The 14,978-nt window shown below is 37.5% G+C and carries 15 protein-coding genes; 12 read left to right on the top strand and 3 right to left on the bottom strand.

Annotated features, from left to right (window positions below):
• The first annotated feature begins 131 nt into the window (after positions 1–131).
• The 11 genes from AC0KUU_RS17705 to AC0KUU_RS17655 all read left to right on the top strand — a co-directional run bounded on the left by AC0KUU_RS17705 (position 132) and on the right by AC0KUU_RS17655 (position 10,572).
• Positions 132–791, top strand: a complete 660-nt coding sequence (locus AC0KUU_RS17705) for a 2OG-Fe(II) oxygenase (protein ID WP_013057538.1) — start codon at positions 132–134, stop codon at positions 789–791.
• 420 nt (positions 792–1,211) lie between these two features.
• Positions 1,212–2,036, top strand: a complete 825-nt coding sequence (locus AC0KUU_RS17700; protein ID WP_230184831.1) for a thermonuclease family protein — start codon at positions 1,212–1,214, stop codon at positions 2,034–2,036.
• A gap of 369 nt (positions 2,037–2,405) precedes the next feature.
• Entirely contained in the window at positions 2,406–2,960 is a 555-nt protein-coding gene (locus tag AC0KUU_RS17695) for a GNAT family N-acetyltransferase (protein ID WP_322552190.1), read from the top strand.
• A gap of 197 nt (positions 2,961–3,157) precedes the next feature.
• The gene (locus AC0KUU_RS17690) at positions 3,158–3,718 is read left to right on the top strand and encodes a hypothetical protein (protein ID WP_025751320.1); all 561 of its coding nucleotides are present in this window, start codon (positions 3,158–3,160) and stop codon (positions 3,716–3,718) included.
• Positions 3,719–3,917: 199 nt separating this feature from the next.
• Entirely contained in the window at positions 3,918–4,748 is an 831-nt protein-coding gene (locus AC0KUU_RS17685) for a YitT family protein (RefSeq protein ID WP_043981587.1), read from the top strand.
• 312 nt (positions 4,749–5,060) lie between these two features.
• Positions 5,061–5,474 carry a DUF4395 domain-containing protein gene (locus AC0KUU_RS17680; RefSeq protein ID WP_097825123.1) on the top strand — a complete coding sequence of 138 codons (414 nt, stop codon included), beginning with the start codon at positions 5,061–5,063 and terminating at the stop codon, positions 5,472–5,474.
• Positions 5,475–5,718: 244 nt separating this feature from the next.
• The gene (nikA, locus tag AC0KUU_RS17675) at positions 5,719–7,242 is read left to right on the top strand and encodes a nickel ABC transporter substrate-binding protein (protein ID WP_322552189.1); all 1,524 of its coding nucleotides are present in this window, start codon (positions 5,719–5,721) and stop codon (positions 7,240–7,242) included.
• A 2-nt stretch (positions 7,243–7,244) separates the two neighbouring features.
• On the top strand, positions 7,245–8,186 hold the full coding sequence (gene nikB / locus AC0KUU_RS17670; RefSeq protein ID WP_322552188.1) for a nickel ABC transporter permease: 942 nt from the start codon (positions 7,245–7,247) through the stop codon (positions 8,184–8,186).
• A complete protein-coding gene (gene nikC, locus AC0KUU_RS17665) occupies positions 8,183–8,989 on the top strand; it encodes a nickel transporter permease (protein WP_034651053.1) in 807 nt (268 codons plus the stop codon). The genes nikB and nikC overlap by 4 nt, the downstream gene beginning before the upstream one ends.
• A 5-nt stretch (positions 8,990–8,994) precedes the next feature.
• Positions 8,995–9,792 (top strand): ABC transporter ATP-binding protein, encoded by a 798-nt coding sequence (locus AC0KUU_RS17660; RefSeq protein ID WP_043981591.1) that lies wholly within the window; start codon positions 8,995–8,997, stop codon positions 9,790–9,792.
• A gap of 9 nt (positions 9,793–9,801) precedes the next feature.
• Positions 9,802–10,572, top strand: coding sequence for an ABC transporter ATP-binding protein (locus AC0KUU_RS17655; protein WP_043981592.1), 771 nt, complete (start codon positions 9,802–9,804; stop codon positions 10,570–10,572).
• Between the two features lie 65 nt (positions 10,573–10,637).
• Here the strand turns inward: AC0KUU_RS17655 and AC0KUU_RS17650 are convergent, their stop codons facing one another.
• Complete coding sequence (locus AC0KUU_RS17650) at positions 10,638–10,934, bottom strand: hypothetical protein (RefSeq protein ID WP_165574998.1); 297 nt, start codon at positions 10,932–10,934, stop codon at positions 10,638–10,640.
• A gap of 571 nt (positions 10,935–11,505) precedes the next feature.
• Positions 11,506–12,894: a DUF2254 domain-containing protein gene (locus AC0KUU_RS17645; RefSeq protein ID WP_322552187.1), complete on the bottom strand. Its 1,389-nt coding sequence runs from the start codon at positions 12,892–12,894 to the stop codon at positions 11,506–11,508.
• 104 nt (positions 12,895–12,998) lie between these two features.
• Here AC0KUU_RS17645 and AC0KUU_RS17640 point away from each other — a divergent pair, with 104 nt between their 5' ends.
• Entirely contained in the window at positions 12,999–13,445 is a 447-nt protein-coding gene (locus AC0KUU_RS17640) for a DUF4385 domain-containing protein (protein WP_013083648.1), read from the top strand.
• On the opposite strand, the gene AC0KUU_RS17635 is transcribed toward AC0KUU_RS17640, so the two are convergent.
• The gene (locus AC0KUU_RS17635; protein ID WP_165574999.1) at positions 13,446–14,759 is read right to left on the bottom strand and encodes a hemolysin family protein; all 1,314 of its coding nucleotides are present in this window, start codon (positions 14,757–14,759) and stop codon (positions 13,446–13,448) included.
• Positions 14,760–14,978: the final 219 nt, after the last annotated feature.

Raw genomic sequence — 14,978 nt, 5'->3', positions numbered from 1 at the left:
GGGCTTCTTTTTATTTATTTCCTTTACTAGCAGAATTTACTTCGTATTCATGATATAATTCTTATTAGTAAGCGTTTACATATAATGGAGTGGAAAATTGGAAAATAGCTATTTCGAGGAGCCGATAAAAGATGATTCTAACTAATACATCTTTACTAACGAAAGAACAAACGATTTTTAACCATACAGGGAATAAAATTAAATTAGAAGACAGAGAGATTGATATTGTTGCTCGATTTGAAGAGCCCCTTGTTCTAGTTTTAGGAAATGTCCTAAGTAACGAAGAATGTGACGAACTTATACAGCTATCCAAAGATAAAATGCAGCGATCAAAAATTGGTGCTGCACGTGAAGTAAACAGTATTCGAACGAGCAGCGGCATGTTTTTTGAAGAAAGCGAAAACGAGCTTGTACATCAAATCGAAAGACGACTTTCTAAAATCATGGGACCATCTATTGAATATGCTGAAGGTCTTCAAGTTTTAAAATACTTGCCTGACCAAGAATACAAAGCACATCACGATTATTTCACTTCTGCAAGTAAAGCATCTAAAAACAACCGTATTAGTACATTGGTTATGTACTTAAACGATGTCGAAGAAGGAGGAGAAACTTATTTTCCTAAGCTGGGTCTTTCCGTATCTCCGACAAAAGGAATGGCCGTGTACTTTGAATATTTTTATAGTGACGCTGAACTTAATGACCGTACTCTCCACGGGGGAGCTCCTGTTATAAAAGGAGAAAAGTGGGTCGCTACCCAGTGGATGCGCAAACAAAAAATTCGATCGTAAAAACAAAGGTTTGAAGAGCCCTATTAGCTATTGTTAATGAGGGCTCTTATTTATGTTACAAAAAAATAGTAATCATGTTAGCCAGTTATTATATTGAAATATTCACACTTATTCTATTTGTGCGGCTATTCCTTATTCTTATAAGGTGGTAGACGATAAATGTATTTGTAGTGTAAAATATCCTCATGATTAAAAATCTGGATACACTAAAACGAAAAATGTGTTCATGAGATAAAAACAAAATAGATGCTATTTAAAAGAATAACTTTAAAACAGGTAACCAATTTTTATAACAGTTGCACGAAAAAACTCGTGAAAGGTATTTTCACGAGTTTTTGTTTTTAGGTGATTTACACTATTTATAAAATCATTTTACTTTTATATAGTAGATAGGGAACGTGTTAAAGGAGGGCCCGGGTTTTGAAAGAAATAAAAGCAATTATTTGCACGATGCTTGCGATGTTTATGCTGCTTCTTACTGGATGCAGCGATGAGCAGGCAAGTCATTCAAGCACATCTTCTGCCGATACAAAACAAGCAGTTCAAGTAGAAGATTCATCAGATCAAGAAGAAGATCATAGTCCTTCTAAAGCAAATCGTGAAGATGTAGTAGGTGAGGCGGCTACGGTAGAAAGAGTAGTGGACGGTGATACGCTTAAAGTGAAAATGCTGAACGGAAAGAGAGATCGCGTGCGATTACTTCTTGTTGATACCCCCGAAACAAAGCATCCCAAACTAGGCGTACAGCCCTTTGGTCCAGAAGCATCTGCTTACACAAAAAAAAGGCTAGAAGGACAGGAAATCACCCTTGAATTTGATGTGCAAGAGCGTGATCAATATGGCCGGTTACTTGCGTATGTATGGATAGACAATGAGCTGTATAATGAAGAGCTGCTAGCAAAAGGGCTAGCCCGCGTAGCAGTATTTCCTCCTAACACAAAGTACGTAGATGAATTTAAGAAAATCCAGGAGCAGGCTCGAAAAAGCGAAAAAGGAATCTGGAGCATTGAAAACTATGCTCAGGAAAAAGGGTATAATACGGATGCTGTAAAAAATCAGTCCTCTTCTAATCAAAAAGATACTCAATCTGCCGAAAGCTGCGAAGGTAAAATAAAAGGAAATCAAAACTCTAAAATTTATCACGTGCCAACTGGGGCGCACTACAATCAAACCATGAACAACGTCATTTGGTTTTGTACCGAAAAAGATGCGCAAGAAGCAGGATACACAAAAGCAAAAAACTAATAAAGGAATTCAGTAACTGCTGAATTTCTTTTTTTTTGAGTTAAGTAAGTATTTGTATAGGAGTGGCTAAATACCATCCAACAAAGAGCGACCAATCCGTATAAGAAGACGCAGTGGCCATATGAGCAGCTGAGGCACTTGTAAAAGAATTTCTGCTAAAACTTCCCATCTACTTACCGTAGTATCTTTCTGCTGACGGCGTTTTTTCATAGTCATCATCCATTCATTTGAAAATATACATTAATTATACAATGAAAGGAAGATTAGGAGTTAATTTTTTCTTTCTTTTCTTTTTCGTGTTAAAGTAGATAGGTAAGAAGGTTTGCTACAAATAACGCAAGCGAAGAGAATAAAGGGAGTTTGAAAATCGTGAAAATAAGGAAAGCAAGAAAAGAAGATGCTTCTGCTGTAACGGAATTACTTTATGACATGCTTGGCAGTATTGCGCGCTCTCACACAGCGGCTACAACGAACGAAGAAGCGCTTTTAAGACTTAAAGCGTTTATTCTGTCTGAGAAGAATCGCTATAGCTATCATCATATTACAGTCGCAGAAGTCGAGGAGAAGGTAGTTGGACTTATGCTTTGCTACGAAGGAAGTATGTTACAAACGCTTTATGAACCAGTTAAGCGTTTTGTACGTGCTAAACTTAATAATCCAGCGTGGGAAATTGATATAGAAACTGAACATGGAGATTATTATATTGACTCTCTATGTGTAGATGAAGCTTATCTTGGAAAAGGGATAGGAACGGCTCTTTTAAATGTAGCCAAGCAAGAAGCCAAAAAGCGTAAGATGTTTTTATCGTTAAACGTTGAATATAATAACGTAGAAGCCAAAAAATTGTATCAGCGTATAGGCTTTCAAGAGCATAAAACCATTTTTATTGATAAAAAACCATTTTTTTATATGAAGACTGCCTGAGCATCTTTACGGTAGTATTTTTTGTGATAAAATGGATATATAAGTAAAATAATAAGAACCAACAGCTCAGCACTTTTGCTGAGCTTTCCTGTAAATCGCGTAAACGTATCAAAATGGAAAGAATCCTACATCCAATGGACCAAAAGCAAGCGGTCATGAAAGTATGTTTGCTGATGTGCCACATGAAAGGAGCGTGCATGAACATCAGAGATCTTCCGTTTAATATGAGTTATCGATTTAATGAACAGCTTCGAGAAGTTCCGGTTAACCCACACCAAATGAAGCAGGGAATTATCTATTTAAAGAAACGAGCTCTTGAAGAAGAGGATGAGTGTGCCGCTGCTAAAACATATGGACATATTGGTGTATATGAGCGCATACTTGGAGAATTAACGAGCAGTGAAAGACATCTGCTGCTGGCCATTTATCTATATGACCGGCATGCTGATACAATAGGTGAATTTTTGAATACGATCCGGCTTGGACATACATATCACTGGCAAGAACAGTGGGATAAAGCGAATGAAACGTTTCAGCTACTCATTGAACAATTAAAAGCAGATGAAGACCTTCACATATATGAAGACTTTGTCTATCAGCATTATGGAAAATGTTTACTTGATCAGCGGATTGTTTCCAGAGCACATCATTATTTTCAACGTGCGTTAGAAATTCGATTGAAAAAAGGCGATAAAGAATTAATTGAGTCAACTAATTCCTGCATTCGTCTTTGTTTAAATAAATTAAAACATTCCTAGTATACATAAAAGATAAATGATTCATCGCCTTGGTTACACATAATGCATAAACTTTCCGTTTGACAAACGTATGTGAACATATTATAGTCATACATGGCAATTTAAGAATACGTAATATAAAAACTAAACATAAGCGTCTCTTCTCTTTTGGAGAAGGGGCTTTTTTATGTGAATTTTTATGTCGAGGAGGGTTTAATCGATGAGTAAAACAATAAAAGATGTCATCTTTTTATTAATAGGTTCGTTTGTATTTTCACTTGCAGTTAACATGTTTGTCATTCCAATAGGATTAGGTGAAGGTGGCGTTACGGGTATATCAATTATTTTATATTATACAACGCATCTTTCAACGGGCATCACTAACTTTATTTTAAACGGTATCTTGCTTATCGTAGGGTATAAATTTTTAGAGAAAAAAACCATCGTCTATACGATGATTACGATTATCGCTACATCTATTTTTCTTCACGTAACTGAAGGCTGGGGTCTTCATCTTCATGAAGAACTCATTGGCATGGTTTTTGCCGGTGTACTGCTAGGCGTTGGAATTGGGATGATTTTACGAGTTGGTGGAACAACAGCAGGTTCAGCCATTATTGCTCGAATTCTAAATAAGTTTTTAAACTGGAAAGTCAGTCATGCACTTTTAATAGTTGATTTACTAGTGGTATTGGCTTCTTATTTTATTATTGGAATCGAAAAGCTACTATTTACGATCGTCATGCTTTATATTACAACAAAAGTAATTGACTTCGTTATTGAAGGATTTGATGCCAAAAAGGCCGTTACCGTTATTTCAAGCAACAAAAATGAAGTAGCGGATCAAATCAATGAGCAGCTTGATCGCGGAGTAACGATTCTAAACGGTCGAGGGAACTATACAAAAGAATCAAAAGAAATCTTGTATGTGGTCATTAATAAACAAGAGCTTATTAAACTTAAAAAGCTGATTAAAAAAATTGATGATGAAGCATTTGTGATTGTGCACGATGTACGAGATGTAATTGGAAAAGGCTTTTTAAGCGCATAAAGCTGTGGTTCTTGGCAATTTTTTCTGACGTTGGTACTTTCCAAAAAAGTATGATATAAGTGTGTCTAGAGACAATTCAATATACGAAAGGAAGAACCCATATGCGTAATAAAAGGCATGTAAAACGTCTTCTTCAACGTCGAATTCGTTCTTTACGATACGTTGTCTTGATTTTATTTACGATACTGATCTTAAAGTACGTTAGTGAAATTATGTAACTTTTTTGTATGAGTCTTATCGCTCATTTGGAGTGCTTTTTCTTTTAAATTAGTAAACCAATTTGTATAATGGGTTTTGAGAAGGAGGAGTTCCATGAGCATTCCCAAACCATTAGTTCAGCTTAATCAATTCTTTATCGTTATAACGGTTTTGATCGCTTTACTTGCGGCAAAGTGGCTTTTACTTTTGCCTTTTCTCATTGGAGTAGTCACACTTGCAACAAAGCGTAATCCCGTAATTATGGCAGGGAAAACGCTTCTCAAAAAGCCTGCTTCTTCTTATCAAATGGAAGACCGGGATCAGCAGCTTTTTAACCAATGGATTGCAACTGTATGTATCGGAATTGCTTTCATTTCCTTTTTACTTGGTTATACGCTTGTCGGCTATGTATTTAGTGCAATGGTGATTCTTGCTGCTGGTGTAGCGCTGATGGGATATTGTATAGGCTGCACGATTCGTTATCGATATATGATGTGGAAATATAAAAGAAAAAAACACGCTGCATAAACAAAGCCTCGAGAAGGCTTTGTTTTTTTATGCTCATTTGTATGCGCTATCAATAAATTTAATCATCATAACGGGTGAAAACAAGTGTTAGAGCACCCATATCCTTTAAAAACCTTTGTTGACAAAGTAAGGTAAACAAATTAAACTTTTTATGATAATAATAATCGTTACGATTTAAAGGAGGAAGTTATAGTTAGAGACGGTACATAAAAGAAAGATAGTTTTGAATAAAGGAGGGGTTTATATGAGAAAAAGGATAAGTTTGCTATGCTTAACGCTTGCTGTGATAGGTCTGCTAGCGGCATGTTCGAGTAACTCTGCGAGTACCGAAGAAAAGTGTAAAAAGAAATCACTTACTTTTGTATCGAATTTTCCAAGTGACACGCTCGATCCACAGTTAAATTATACAACTGTACGAGCCGGTATTGCCGAAACGTTAGTAAAAGTTAATGAGCAATTACAGATTGAACCGTGGCTTTCAAAAAAGTGGAAAACAGAAGATGATGGGACGACCTGGGTATTTGAGATTAGAGACGGGATTACGTTTCAAAATGGCAAGGATCTAAATGCTGAAGCCGTGAAACATTCGTTAGAAAGAACGATAAAAGAAAGCGAAGCAATGAAAAGTGCACTTAAAATTAAAGAAATGAAAGCCAGTGGCCAAATCTTAACCATTACAACAACAGAGCCGCTTGCCACGCTGCCTTCTGAACTTGTTCATCCAAATACGGCAATTATTGATATAGATGCTCCAGATACAAAAAGTAAACCCGTGGGAACAGGGCCATTTAAAGTAGCTTCGTTTAAACCGGATAATGAAATGAAAGTAAAAAAATATAAAGAATACTGGGGCGGGGAACCAAAATTGGATGAAGTTGTGTTAACATTTAATGATGATGAAAATGCACGAACGTCCGCTTTGCAATCAGGTGAAGCCGGTATTGTGTACCGGCCGGCTATTGAAAGCTTAAACACGTTAAAAAAAGATTCTTCTATTGTAGTAGATGTACAACCGAGCCTGAGAAATCAAATGCTTTTCTATAATTCAAGGCAAGAAGCGTTTAAAGATAAAAATGTGAGAAAAGCGTTTGATGTATTATTAAATCCAAAAGATGTTGTCGATACAGCGCTTGCAGGTCAAGGATCCCCGGCAAATGGTCCATTTTTAAAGAGTTTAGATTTTTCGAACGATCAAAAAACGAAAATCTATGGACCAAGTGAAGCTCAAACATATTTAGAAAAAGCCGGTTATATACTCAAGGATGGAAAAGCAATAAAAAATGGAAAACAGCTTTCCTTTAAGCTTGTTACATACCCTTATCGTCCAGAATTGCCTTTAATGTCACAAATGCTTCAGTCAGAAGCAAAAAAGATTGGTGTAAAAATAGACATTCAACAAGTGGAAAATATGGACGAGTATATGACAACAAAAAATGATTGGGGAATCGTTACATATAGTCTAGTAACCGCGCCCCGAGGAGATGCAGGATATTTCTTTAATGCTCTTTACATGGAGGGAGGAGCATTTAATGTAGGTCATTTTCATGAACCAGCATTAACTTCCATTATCAATAAACTCAATAAAACCGTTGATCAAAAACAGCGCAATGAGTTAGCAAGACAAGCCGGAGAAATAGCAGAAAAAGAAACGCTCCACTCTTCGATTGTTCATCCGAATAATTTTGTGGCCTATAGAGACAATGTGAAAAATTGGGTCACAACTAAAAGTGAATACTATGTGATAACAAAGGATTTAGATGTGAAATAGATATGAAATTAATTGGTAAAAGAATAATAGAATTACTCATTTTTTTAGTTATCCTATCGTTTCTCAGCTTTGTTTTGATGAAGCTGGCTCCAGGAGACCCAGTTAAGCAAATGCTCCGCGCAGATGACGTGGCAGTTTCTGAGGAACAAATAAATAGTTTGCGAACAGAGCTAGGGTTTAATGAACCTGTATATATTCAATATGTAAAGTGGCTGAAGCGCTTTTTTCAGTTTGATTTAGGGTCTTCGTATATGACAAAAGAGCCTGTGATCGATGAATTAGCCGCAAAGTTTCCGGCTACGCTGCGCTTGACGGCTGCATCTTTGGTTGTGATGCTGTTAATAGCTGTGCCACTCGGCACGCTGTCAGCACTGTATCCGAACAAGTGGATTGATTATCTCAGCAGAAGTATTTCCTTAATTGGAGCGTCTATTCCAAGCTTTTGGCTCGGCCTTTTGTTTATACAGCTGTTCTCTGTACGTCTTCAATGGCTTCCTTCAATGGGTACAGGCACAGCAGCTCATCTTGTGCTGCCTTCTTTAACGCTTGGTTTTGCCATGTCCGCTGTGTATATGCGAATGATTAGAGCTAGTCTGCTAGAAGGACTGAAACAAGATTTTATACGATCCGCTCGAGCAAGAGGAATCAGTGAAAGCCGCATTTTTATTTTCCACGCGTTCCGGTATAGCTTAACGCCGCTTCTTACCATTTTAGGGACGAGCTTAGGCAGTTTGCTTGGAGGAACGGTCATCATTGAAGTCCTATTTGCTTATCCTGGCATCGGAAAATTAGTTATTGATGCGATTATGAATCGTGATTATCCTGTGATTCAAGGGTATATTTTGTGGATGGGCCTGTTTGTTGTTTTAATTAATTCATTTGTGGATTTGAGCTACAAATATGTAAATCCCCAGCTCTACGTAAAGGGAGGGGATAAAACGTGAAAAAGCCGCAGCTTCCTTTTGTAGTGATAAGCGTGTGTGGTATTGCGCTTATTTTATTTTGTCTGTTTGGAAGTCAGCTAACACCGATGGATCCCACACAAGTTAATATGCAAGACCGGCTTCAAAAATCCACCGGTGATCACTGGTTAGGAACTGATCACTTAGGCAGAGATCTCTTTTCACGAATCGTAGCTGGAGCTCAGACCACAATTGGAACTAGCTTTCTTGTCTTAGCTCTTTCTCTTTTGATTGGAGTACCTGTTGGCTTAGTTTCAGCGTATATTGGAGGGAAAATAGACCGCTTTTTAATGAGAATTGTAGACGCTTTTTTAGCTTTTCCTGACTATATTGCAGCTATCGTCTTAAGCGGACTGTTAGGGCCTGGATTATTTAACTTAATTGCTGCGATGGTTATTGTAAAGTGGGTTGGTTATGCAAGGGTAGTGCGCAGTATTGTGCTTCAAGAAAAGTCAAAAGAATATGTGCTGGTCGCTAAATTAAACGGAGTGGGAACACTGCCTCTAATCCTGCGCCACTTTCTTCCTCATGTGGGAGGACATATTCTTGTTCTTGCTACGCTGGATATAGGGAAAATTATTTTAATGATGGCTTCACTATCCTATATTGGACTAGGGACTCAGCCGCCTACTCCGGAATGGGGAACGATGCTAAATGAAGGCAGAGCCTACTTTTACAATGCTCCGCAGTTAATGTTGATACCAGGCGTGGCCATTATTTTATTTGTGCTGGCGTTTACAGCTTTAGGTGAATATATTCGAGGGAAATATCAAGTTAATCAGTAAAAGAGGTGATCGTCATCGTTTTAGAAATAAAGCATCTAGCCATTCATAATAAAACAAAACAAATTGTAAAAGACGTTTCTTTTACAATCGAGCAAGGACAGTGGATGGCGCTCGTTGGAGAAAGCGGAAGCGGTAAAAGTATCACTGCTGCTTCGATAGGAGGACTGTTGCCTTCAGGTGTAACGCTTAAAGGAGGATCTATTATCTTTAAGCAGAAAGGAGAGGCGCCTATCCTTGGAAAAGATATTTCGTATATCTTTCAAGATTATCGAAGCGCTTTTACGCCTTTTTTAACAATCGGAAAGCAGTTTGATGAAACGATTCGTACACATAGTAAGCTTGCTAAAAAAGACAGGACTGCTGCTATTTTTCAGGCTCTAAAAGCTGTGAATTTACCTAATGAACGCGTGTATAAAAGCTATGCTTCTCAGCTGAGCGGTGGACAGCTTCAGCGAGCAGCGATTGCTTTAGCACTGGTGATGAAGCCTGCCTTGATTATTGCAGATGAACCAACCACGGCTTTAGATAGCTTGTCAGCAGCTGAAGTTCTTCAGCTGCTGCATAAGCTGAAAGAAGAAGCAGGCTGTGCCATTTTGTTTATTACCCATGATTTGCGTCATGTGCGGAAATATGCAGACCGAGCAGCCATTATGTTAGCGGGAGAGATCGTGGAAGAAAACAGTATCGAATCTCTGTTTCACGCTCCGGATCACTTTTATACAAAAAAACTGTTTAACGCCATTCCTTCTTTACAGAAAACGCCTGATCGATTGTTAGATACGCAGAAAAAAGTGTTGATATAGGAGTGAGATATGAAAGAAAAAAGTATATTACGCGTCACGCAGCTGGTGAAACAGTATAAAGACGTTAAAGCGCTAAATAATGTTTCCCTGCATATCGATAGAGGGGAATGTGTAGGGATTGTTGGAGAAAGTGGAAGCGGAAAAAGTACGCTTGTAAAAAGTGTGCTAAGGTTAATAGAGATTCAGCAGGGAGAAGTATGGTTTGCAGAGAAACCTCTTCACTGGTTAAAAGGAAAAAAACTGCAGCAAGCTCGTCTAGGCATGCAAGTTGTATTTCAAAACCCCGCGGCTTCTTTTAATCCAAAAGTAAAAATCATCGATTCTTTGCTCGAGCCTTTGCGGCAGCAGCGAACCGTTCCTTCATTTTTATCTCATGTGAGCAGAAACGAAAAAGAACTCGCTTTTTATTTGTTAGAAACAGTCGGGATTAGCGCAGAATATGCGTTGAATTATCCTCATGAACTCAGCGGTGGACAGCTTCAGCGTGTAGCGATTGCGCGTGCCATTAGCGTAGGTCCGTCTCTCGTGCTATTAGACGAACCAACAGCGAGTCTTGATGTTACGGTACAGGCAAAAATTTTAAATTTATTAAAAGATTTGCAGGAGACGTTTCAGCTATCTTATTTGTTTATTTCGCATGATTTAGCAGCGGTAAATTTTATGAGTACCCGCATGATAGTTATGCAGCAAGGTGAGGTTATTGATCAGTTTGAACGTGCAAAGCTATTTGATAAAAACAGGCATCCCTATACAAAAAAGCTTGTGCGTTTATTTGAATAGAGAGTAAAGCTCTTCGTTTAATATACTAAACGAAGAGCTTTTTTATAAATGAGAATGAGACAAAGTCAGGGACGCGGCGGGGGGGTATGCATATGTATAAAATGATAGCCTGCTTGGCAAAGCATGACAAAACTAATGCCGAGTACAAGGAGAGGAATTAGCTTGTTTTTTCCTCGTTCTTCATATAGTCCGGCTGCGCTTAAAAGGAAGCCAATAGCAGCTAAAGGAGGAGAGACGCGAAAGAATAAATCTGCAGCGGTAAACGCTTGGTTTGTATATTTATAATAAAAAAATAGACCTGTAATCAATAAAAATAGTCCAATCCAAAACAGCGTAAGTTTTCCAAAAAAGGTTTTAGGCACTGCGATTTCACTCCTTTTGTCAGTCAAGTACCATAAAATACTAGCATAAAACGTTCTCGTTTGCATTAGAGAAAAAGAACGTGAATTATACAATATGTGTAAAAAAACAGGTTTGAAGTAGGAGGAGATGAAGTATTCAAAGCGCTTCATGTAAAAAAATACATATCGTTGGATCTGTTGGAAGTGGAAAAACAGCTCTTGCCCGTTTATTATCCCATGAATTAAAAGTTCCTCACTACGAACTTGATAATATTATGTGGGAACGAACATATGAAGGAGATAAAAGAAGAAGTGAAGCGGATAGAAAAAAGTGTTTACATCATATTGCAGCTTCAAAAGAATGGATTATAGAAGGCGTACACTATACATGGGTGAATGAAAGTTTTAATAGAGCTAACCTTATTATGTTTCAGTGGAATGCGGATTTCGAAAAGCACAGTAAACCTGAAATTTTGCATATCCTTCGTACGTCATATAACGATAAACTTATAATAGTGAAAAAGAGAGAAGAGATAGAGCACTTTATATCGTAAGAAAATGCCGCTCAGTTGATGAGCGGCGTTTTTGGCTTTTATTCTATCAACATAGAAGCGCCTTTTTTTCCACAAGCTTTTGCAAGGTTTTTGAGCAGCTGATTAAGAAACTCTTTGTCCATTTTAAGCCACTCTTCTTTTTGCAGCCCTTCTACGATATAGGAAGAGAAAACCCACACGTCGTTTTTGATGGCAGAGTGATTTGTTTCAGCGATTACGGTTAATGCCTTGATGACAGCAGACATCACGGAAACATCTTCTTTCCCATAATGACGAATTTGATAGAACGCTTTGTACAAATAATCCATAAAAGAAGGTTTTTCTAGCATGACGCGAATGCATCCTTTTTCATCGTAATAATAAGGAGAAGAAGAATAGCTTTTTCCAAGTTTGATAAACACTTGCGTGAGCTGTTCAATGCAGTTAATGGCTGTTTCAGGATCATTAATAGCGGGTGAAATAGCTCTTAATGCAATTTCACTCAGCTTTTGAATCCCTAACTTCACATCTTGAATCGACTCTTGATCATTTGTAATAAACAAACAATGAAGAAATTTTTCGTGTTCTAATGATTGATCGTGATGGATCACCCTTAGCAGAGGTGTGTCTTCTTCGACATACTCACCGGGTGCTTTTTCAAGTTTCACAATAACATTATATTTAGATGCTAGTGTAGTTAAATGCTTGAGTTCAATATAGTGAATATATCCTTGTTTGTTACTTTTAATTTGCAGCGTGTTTTCACTATCAAAATTAAGCTGTTCTTCATTTTTTGATTGAGGTGATTTTTGCTGTTCTAGCTGCCGTTCTTCAATGGTTAGCATTGTTTTTTTGGCAATGTTTGAAATTAAGTTGCCGACTTTAATCCAGTTAATAACATGATGAATTAAAAATACAAACATACCTAGACAAATGAAAGCTACCAAAATGGCTAGTGAAGGAACAATAAAAGTGTTGCTGACTTGATTGCTTCGAACTTGAATAAGCAGTACAAGCACGTACACATACCCACCGATAAAAGTGCCAAGCACGCGCTGAGTTTTGGCATCTGTATTGAAATTTTGAATCGTTCTAGGAGAAAACTGGCCTACAAACGTAGTCAGTACCACTAAAACAGAAGAAAACGTAATCGTCGTCATCGTTAATAAGGAATTTGATACTGAACTCAAAATAGTATGAGCAAGCTCTTTATCCGTTAGAAATACAGAAGGAACTAATTTTAACCATTGTTTATGAGCTGTTAAATATCGATCTAAAAATGTACTAATAGTGGCTAAAACAAAAGCAACAATTCCATATAAAGAAGGAGTAATCCAAAAATTAGCTTTGATTCGGTTTTGCTGTAGCTTTATTGACATAACGAAATCTCCCGTATCATGATTTAATAAGTTCGGCCTTCTTTTAGCATGGAGAAAAAAGTTAGTCATACTTATCCACCTATTATTACCCGCATCTGCATGTGAAAAACTTCTTTAAGAAAAGTTTTATCATTCATTTGTAAGGGGTAGAGATCAAAAAGGAGGGGAGAGCCGTGGCATTTGATTATTCACTTGACTTTGAGCATATCGATTTTAGAAAACATCCTGAAAAGTATAGAGTAGGAAAAGGAGAACAAGGAGTTCTCCTTGTGGAGCCGTATAAAAGTGAAATTCTTCCTCATTGGCGTTTTCGAACACCTGAAATTGCTGAGGAATCGGCGGACGCCATTTATCAGCTTTTTTTAACCTACAAAGAAAAAAGCGATTTTGTTGGAATGGACATGGCCCGGAAATTTCTCCAAATGGGATATACGCGATCCAGGCGCTACGCGAACTACAAAGGCGGAAAGAAATACAGCAAAGACGGAGAGCGTAACGAACGGCAAATTGATGAACAAAAAGCAAAATCGGCGGCTATTTTTATGAAAAAATGGAAGGAGGTACGAGAGAATAAAGAGTACTTGACATTTAAAAAAGAGCATCAAAAAAAGTACGGATAATCAGCTGTTATCCGTACTTTTTTCCTTTGTTATTTCGATTCGTTTAATATGGTGATGTTCAATATCAATGACTTTAAATGAAAAACTTTCGTTTGTGATGCTGTCACCTTTAGCAAGATCAAACTTTTCGGTCAGCATCCAGCCGCCAATGGTATCAACGTCTTCTTGCTCAATATTTGTTCCGAGTAAGTCATTTACTTCTTCAATCAACACCTTCGCATCGAGTACGTAGTGATTTTCATTAATTTTGTGTACGTCCGGTATTTCATCATCATCAAATTCATCACGAATTTCACCAACAATTTCTTCTAAAATGTCTTCTACCGTTACAAGCCCTGTTGTTCCTCCGTACTCGTCTATTAAGAGGGCCATGTGAATTCTGTCTTTTTGAATTTTAAGCAATAAGTCGTAAATGGCGATGGAATCAATGACTTGAATGATGGGTTTCATATACGTTTGCACGGTACGTGGTTTAATATCATCTTCTTTTATGTAATCCGCTAATATTTCTTTAATATTAACTAATCCCACCACTTGATCTTTGTTTCCATCTACAACTACTGGATAGCGAGTATATTGCTCTACTCTAGCCATTTTTAAGAATTCTTCTATCGTTTCATCTGCTGATACGCTAACAATTTCTGTACGAGGCACCATGATTTCTTTAGCCGTACGATTATCAAATTCAAAAATATTATTCATGAACTTAAATTCCGATTGATTAATTTCACCGCTCTCATAGCTTTCAGATAAAATAATTCTAAGTTCTTCTTCACTATGAGCTACTTCATTTTCAGAAGCTGGCTTCAGGCCGAATAATCCGACAACGCCTCTTGCTGAGTGGTTTAAAAGCCAAATAAACGGATAAAGTAACTTAGAAAAAAGAATAAGAGGACGGGAAAATAACAGCGTCACTTGTTCGGCTTTTTGAATCGCCACTGTTTTGGGCGCAAGTTCCCCAGCTACCACATTTAAAAATGTGACAACCGAAAAAGCAAGAACAAAAGATATGACATGCGAAAGTGATGCAGCAAAAGGAAGCATGTCAATAAGCGGCTCTAATAAATGACCTACCGTAGGTTCACCTATCCAGCCTAGACCCAGTGCGGTAACCGTAATGCCCAGCTGTGTGGCTGAAAGATAACCATCTAAATTTGATACTACTTTTTTTGCTGCTAAAGCGTTCCGGTTTCCTTCTTCAATTAACTGGTCGATTCTAGTCGACCGTACCCTAATGACGGCAAATTCCGTTGCAACAAAAAAGGCTGTTAATATGATTAATACGATGAATAAAATGACATTTACTGTTTCCAAATTTATCTCCTTACCCCGTTGAAACGGATAAGGGAACACCTCCCTTATAAAAGTTTGATGAGCTGATTTATATGGTAAATAAAGAATATCATGTATACTGTTCCCTTAATGTCCGCAGAAATAAACTTACCGAAAAGAAAGAGCACTTTTTAATAACCCACAACATTTTTTGGCACAAAAAGCGTAAACTAAACACTATAAAATGAATGAAAAGAGATA

The sequence above is a fragment of the Priestia sp. ST2 genome, assembly GCF_055810735.1.
Note: the sequence above shows the minus strand (reverse complement) of the source record. Positions and strands in the feature narration are given on the sequence as shown.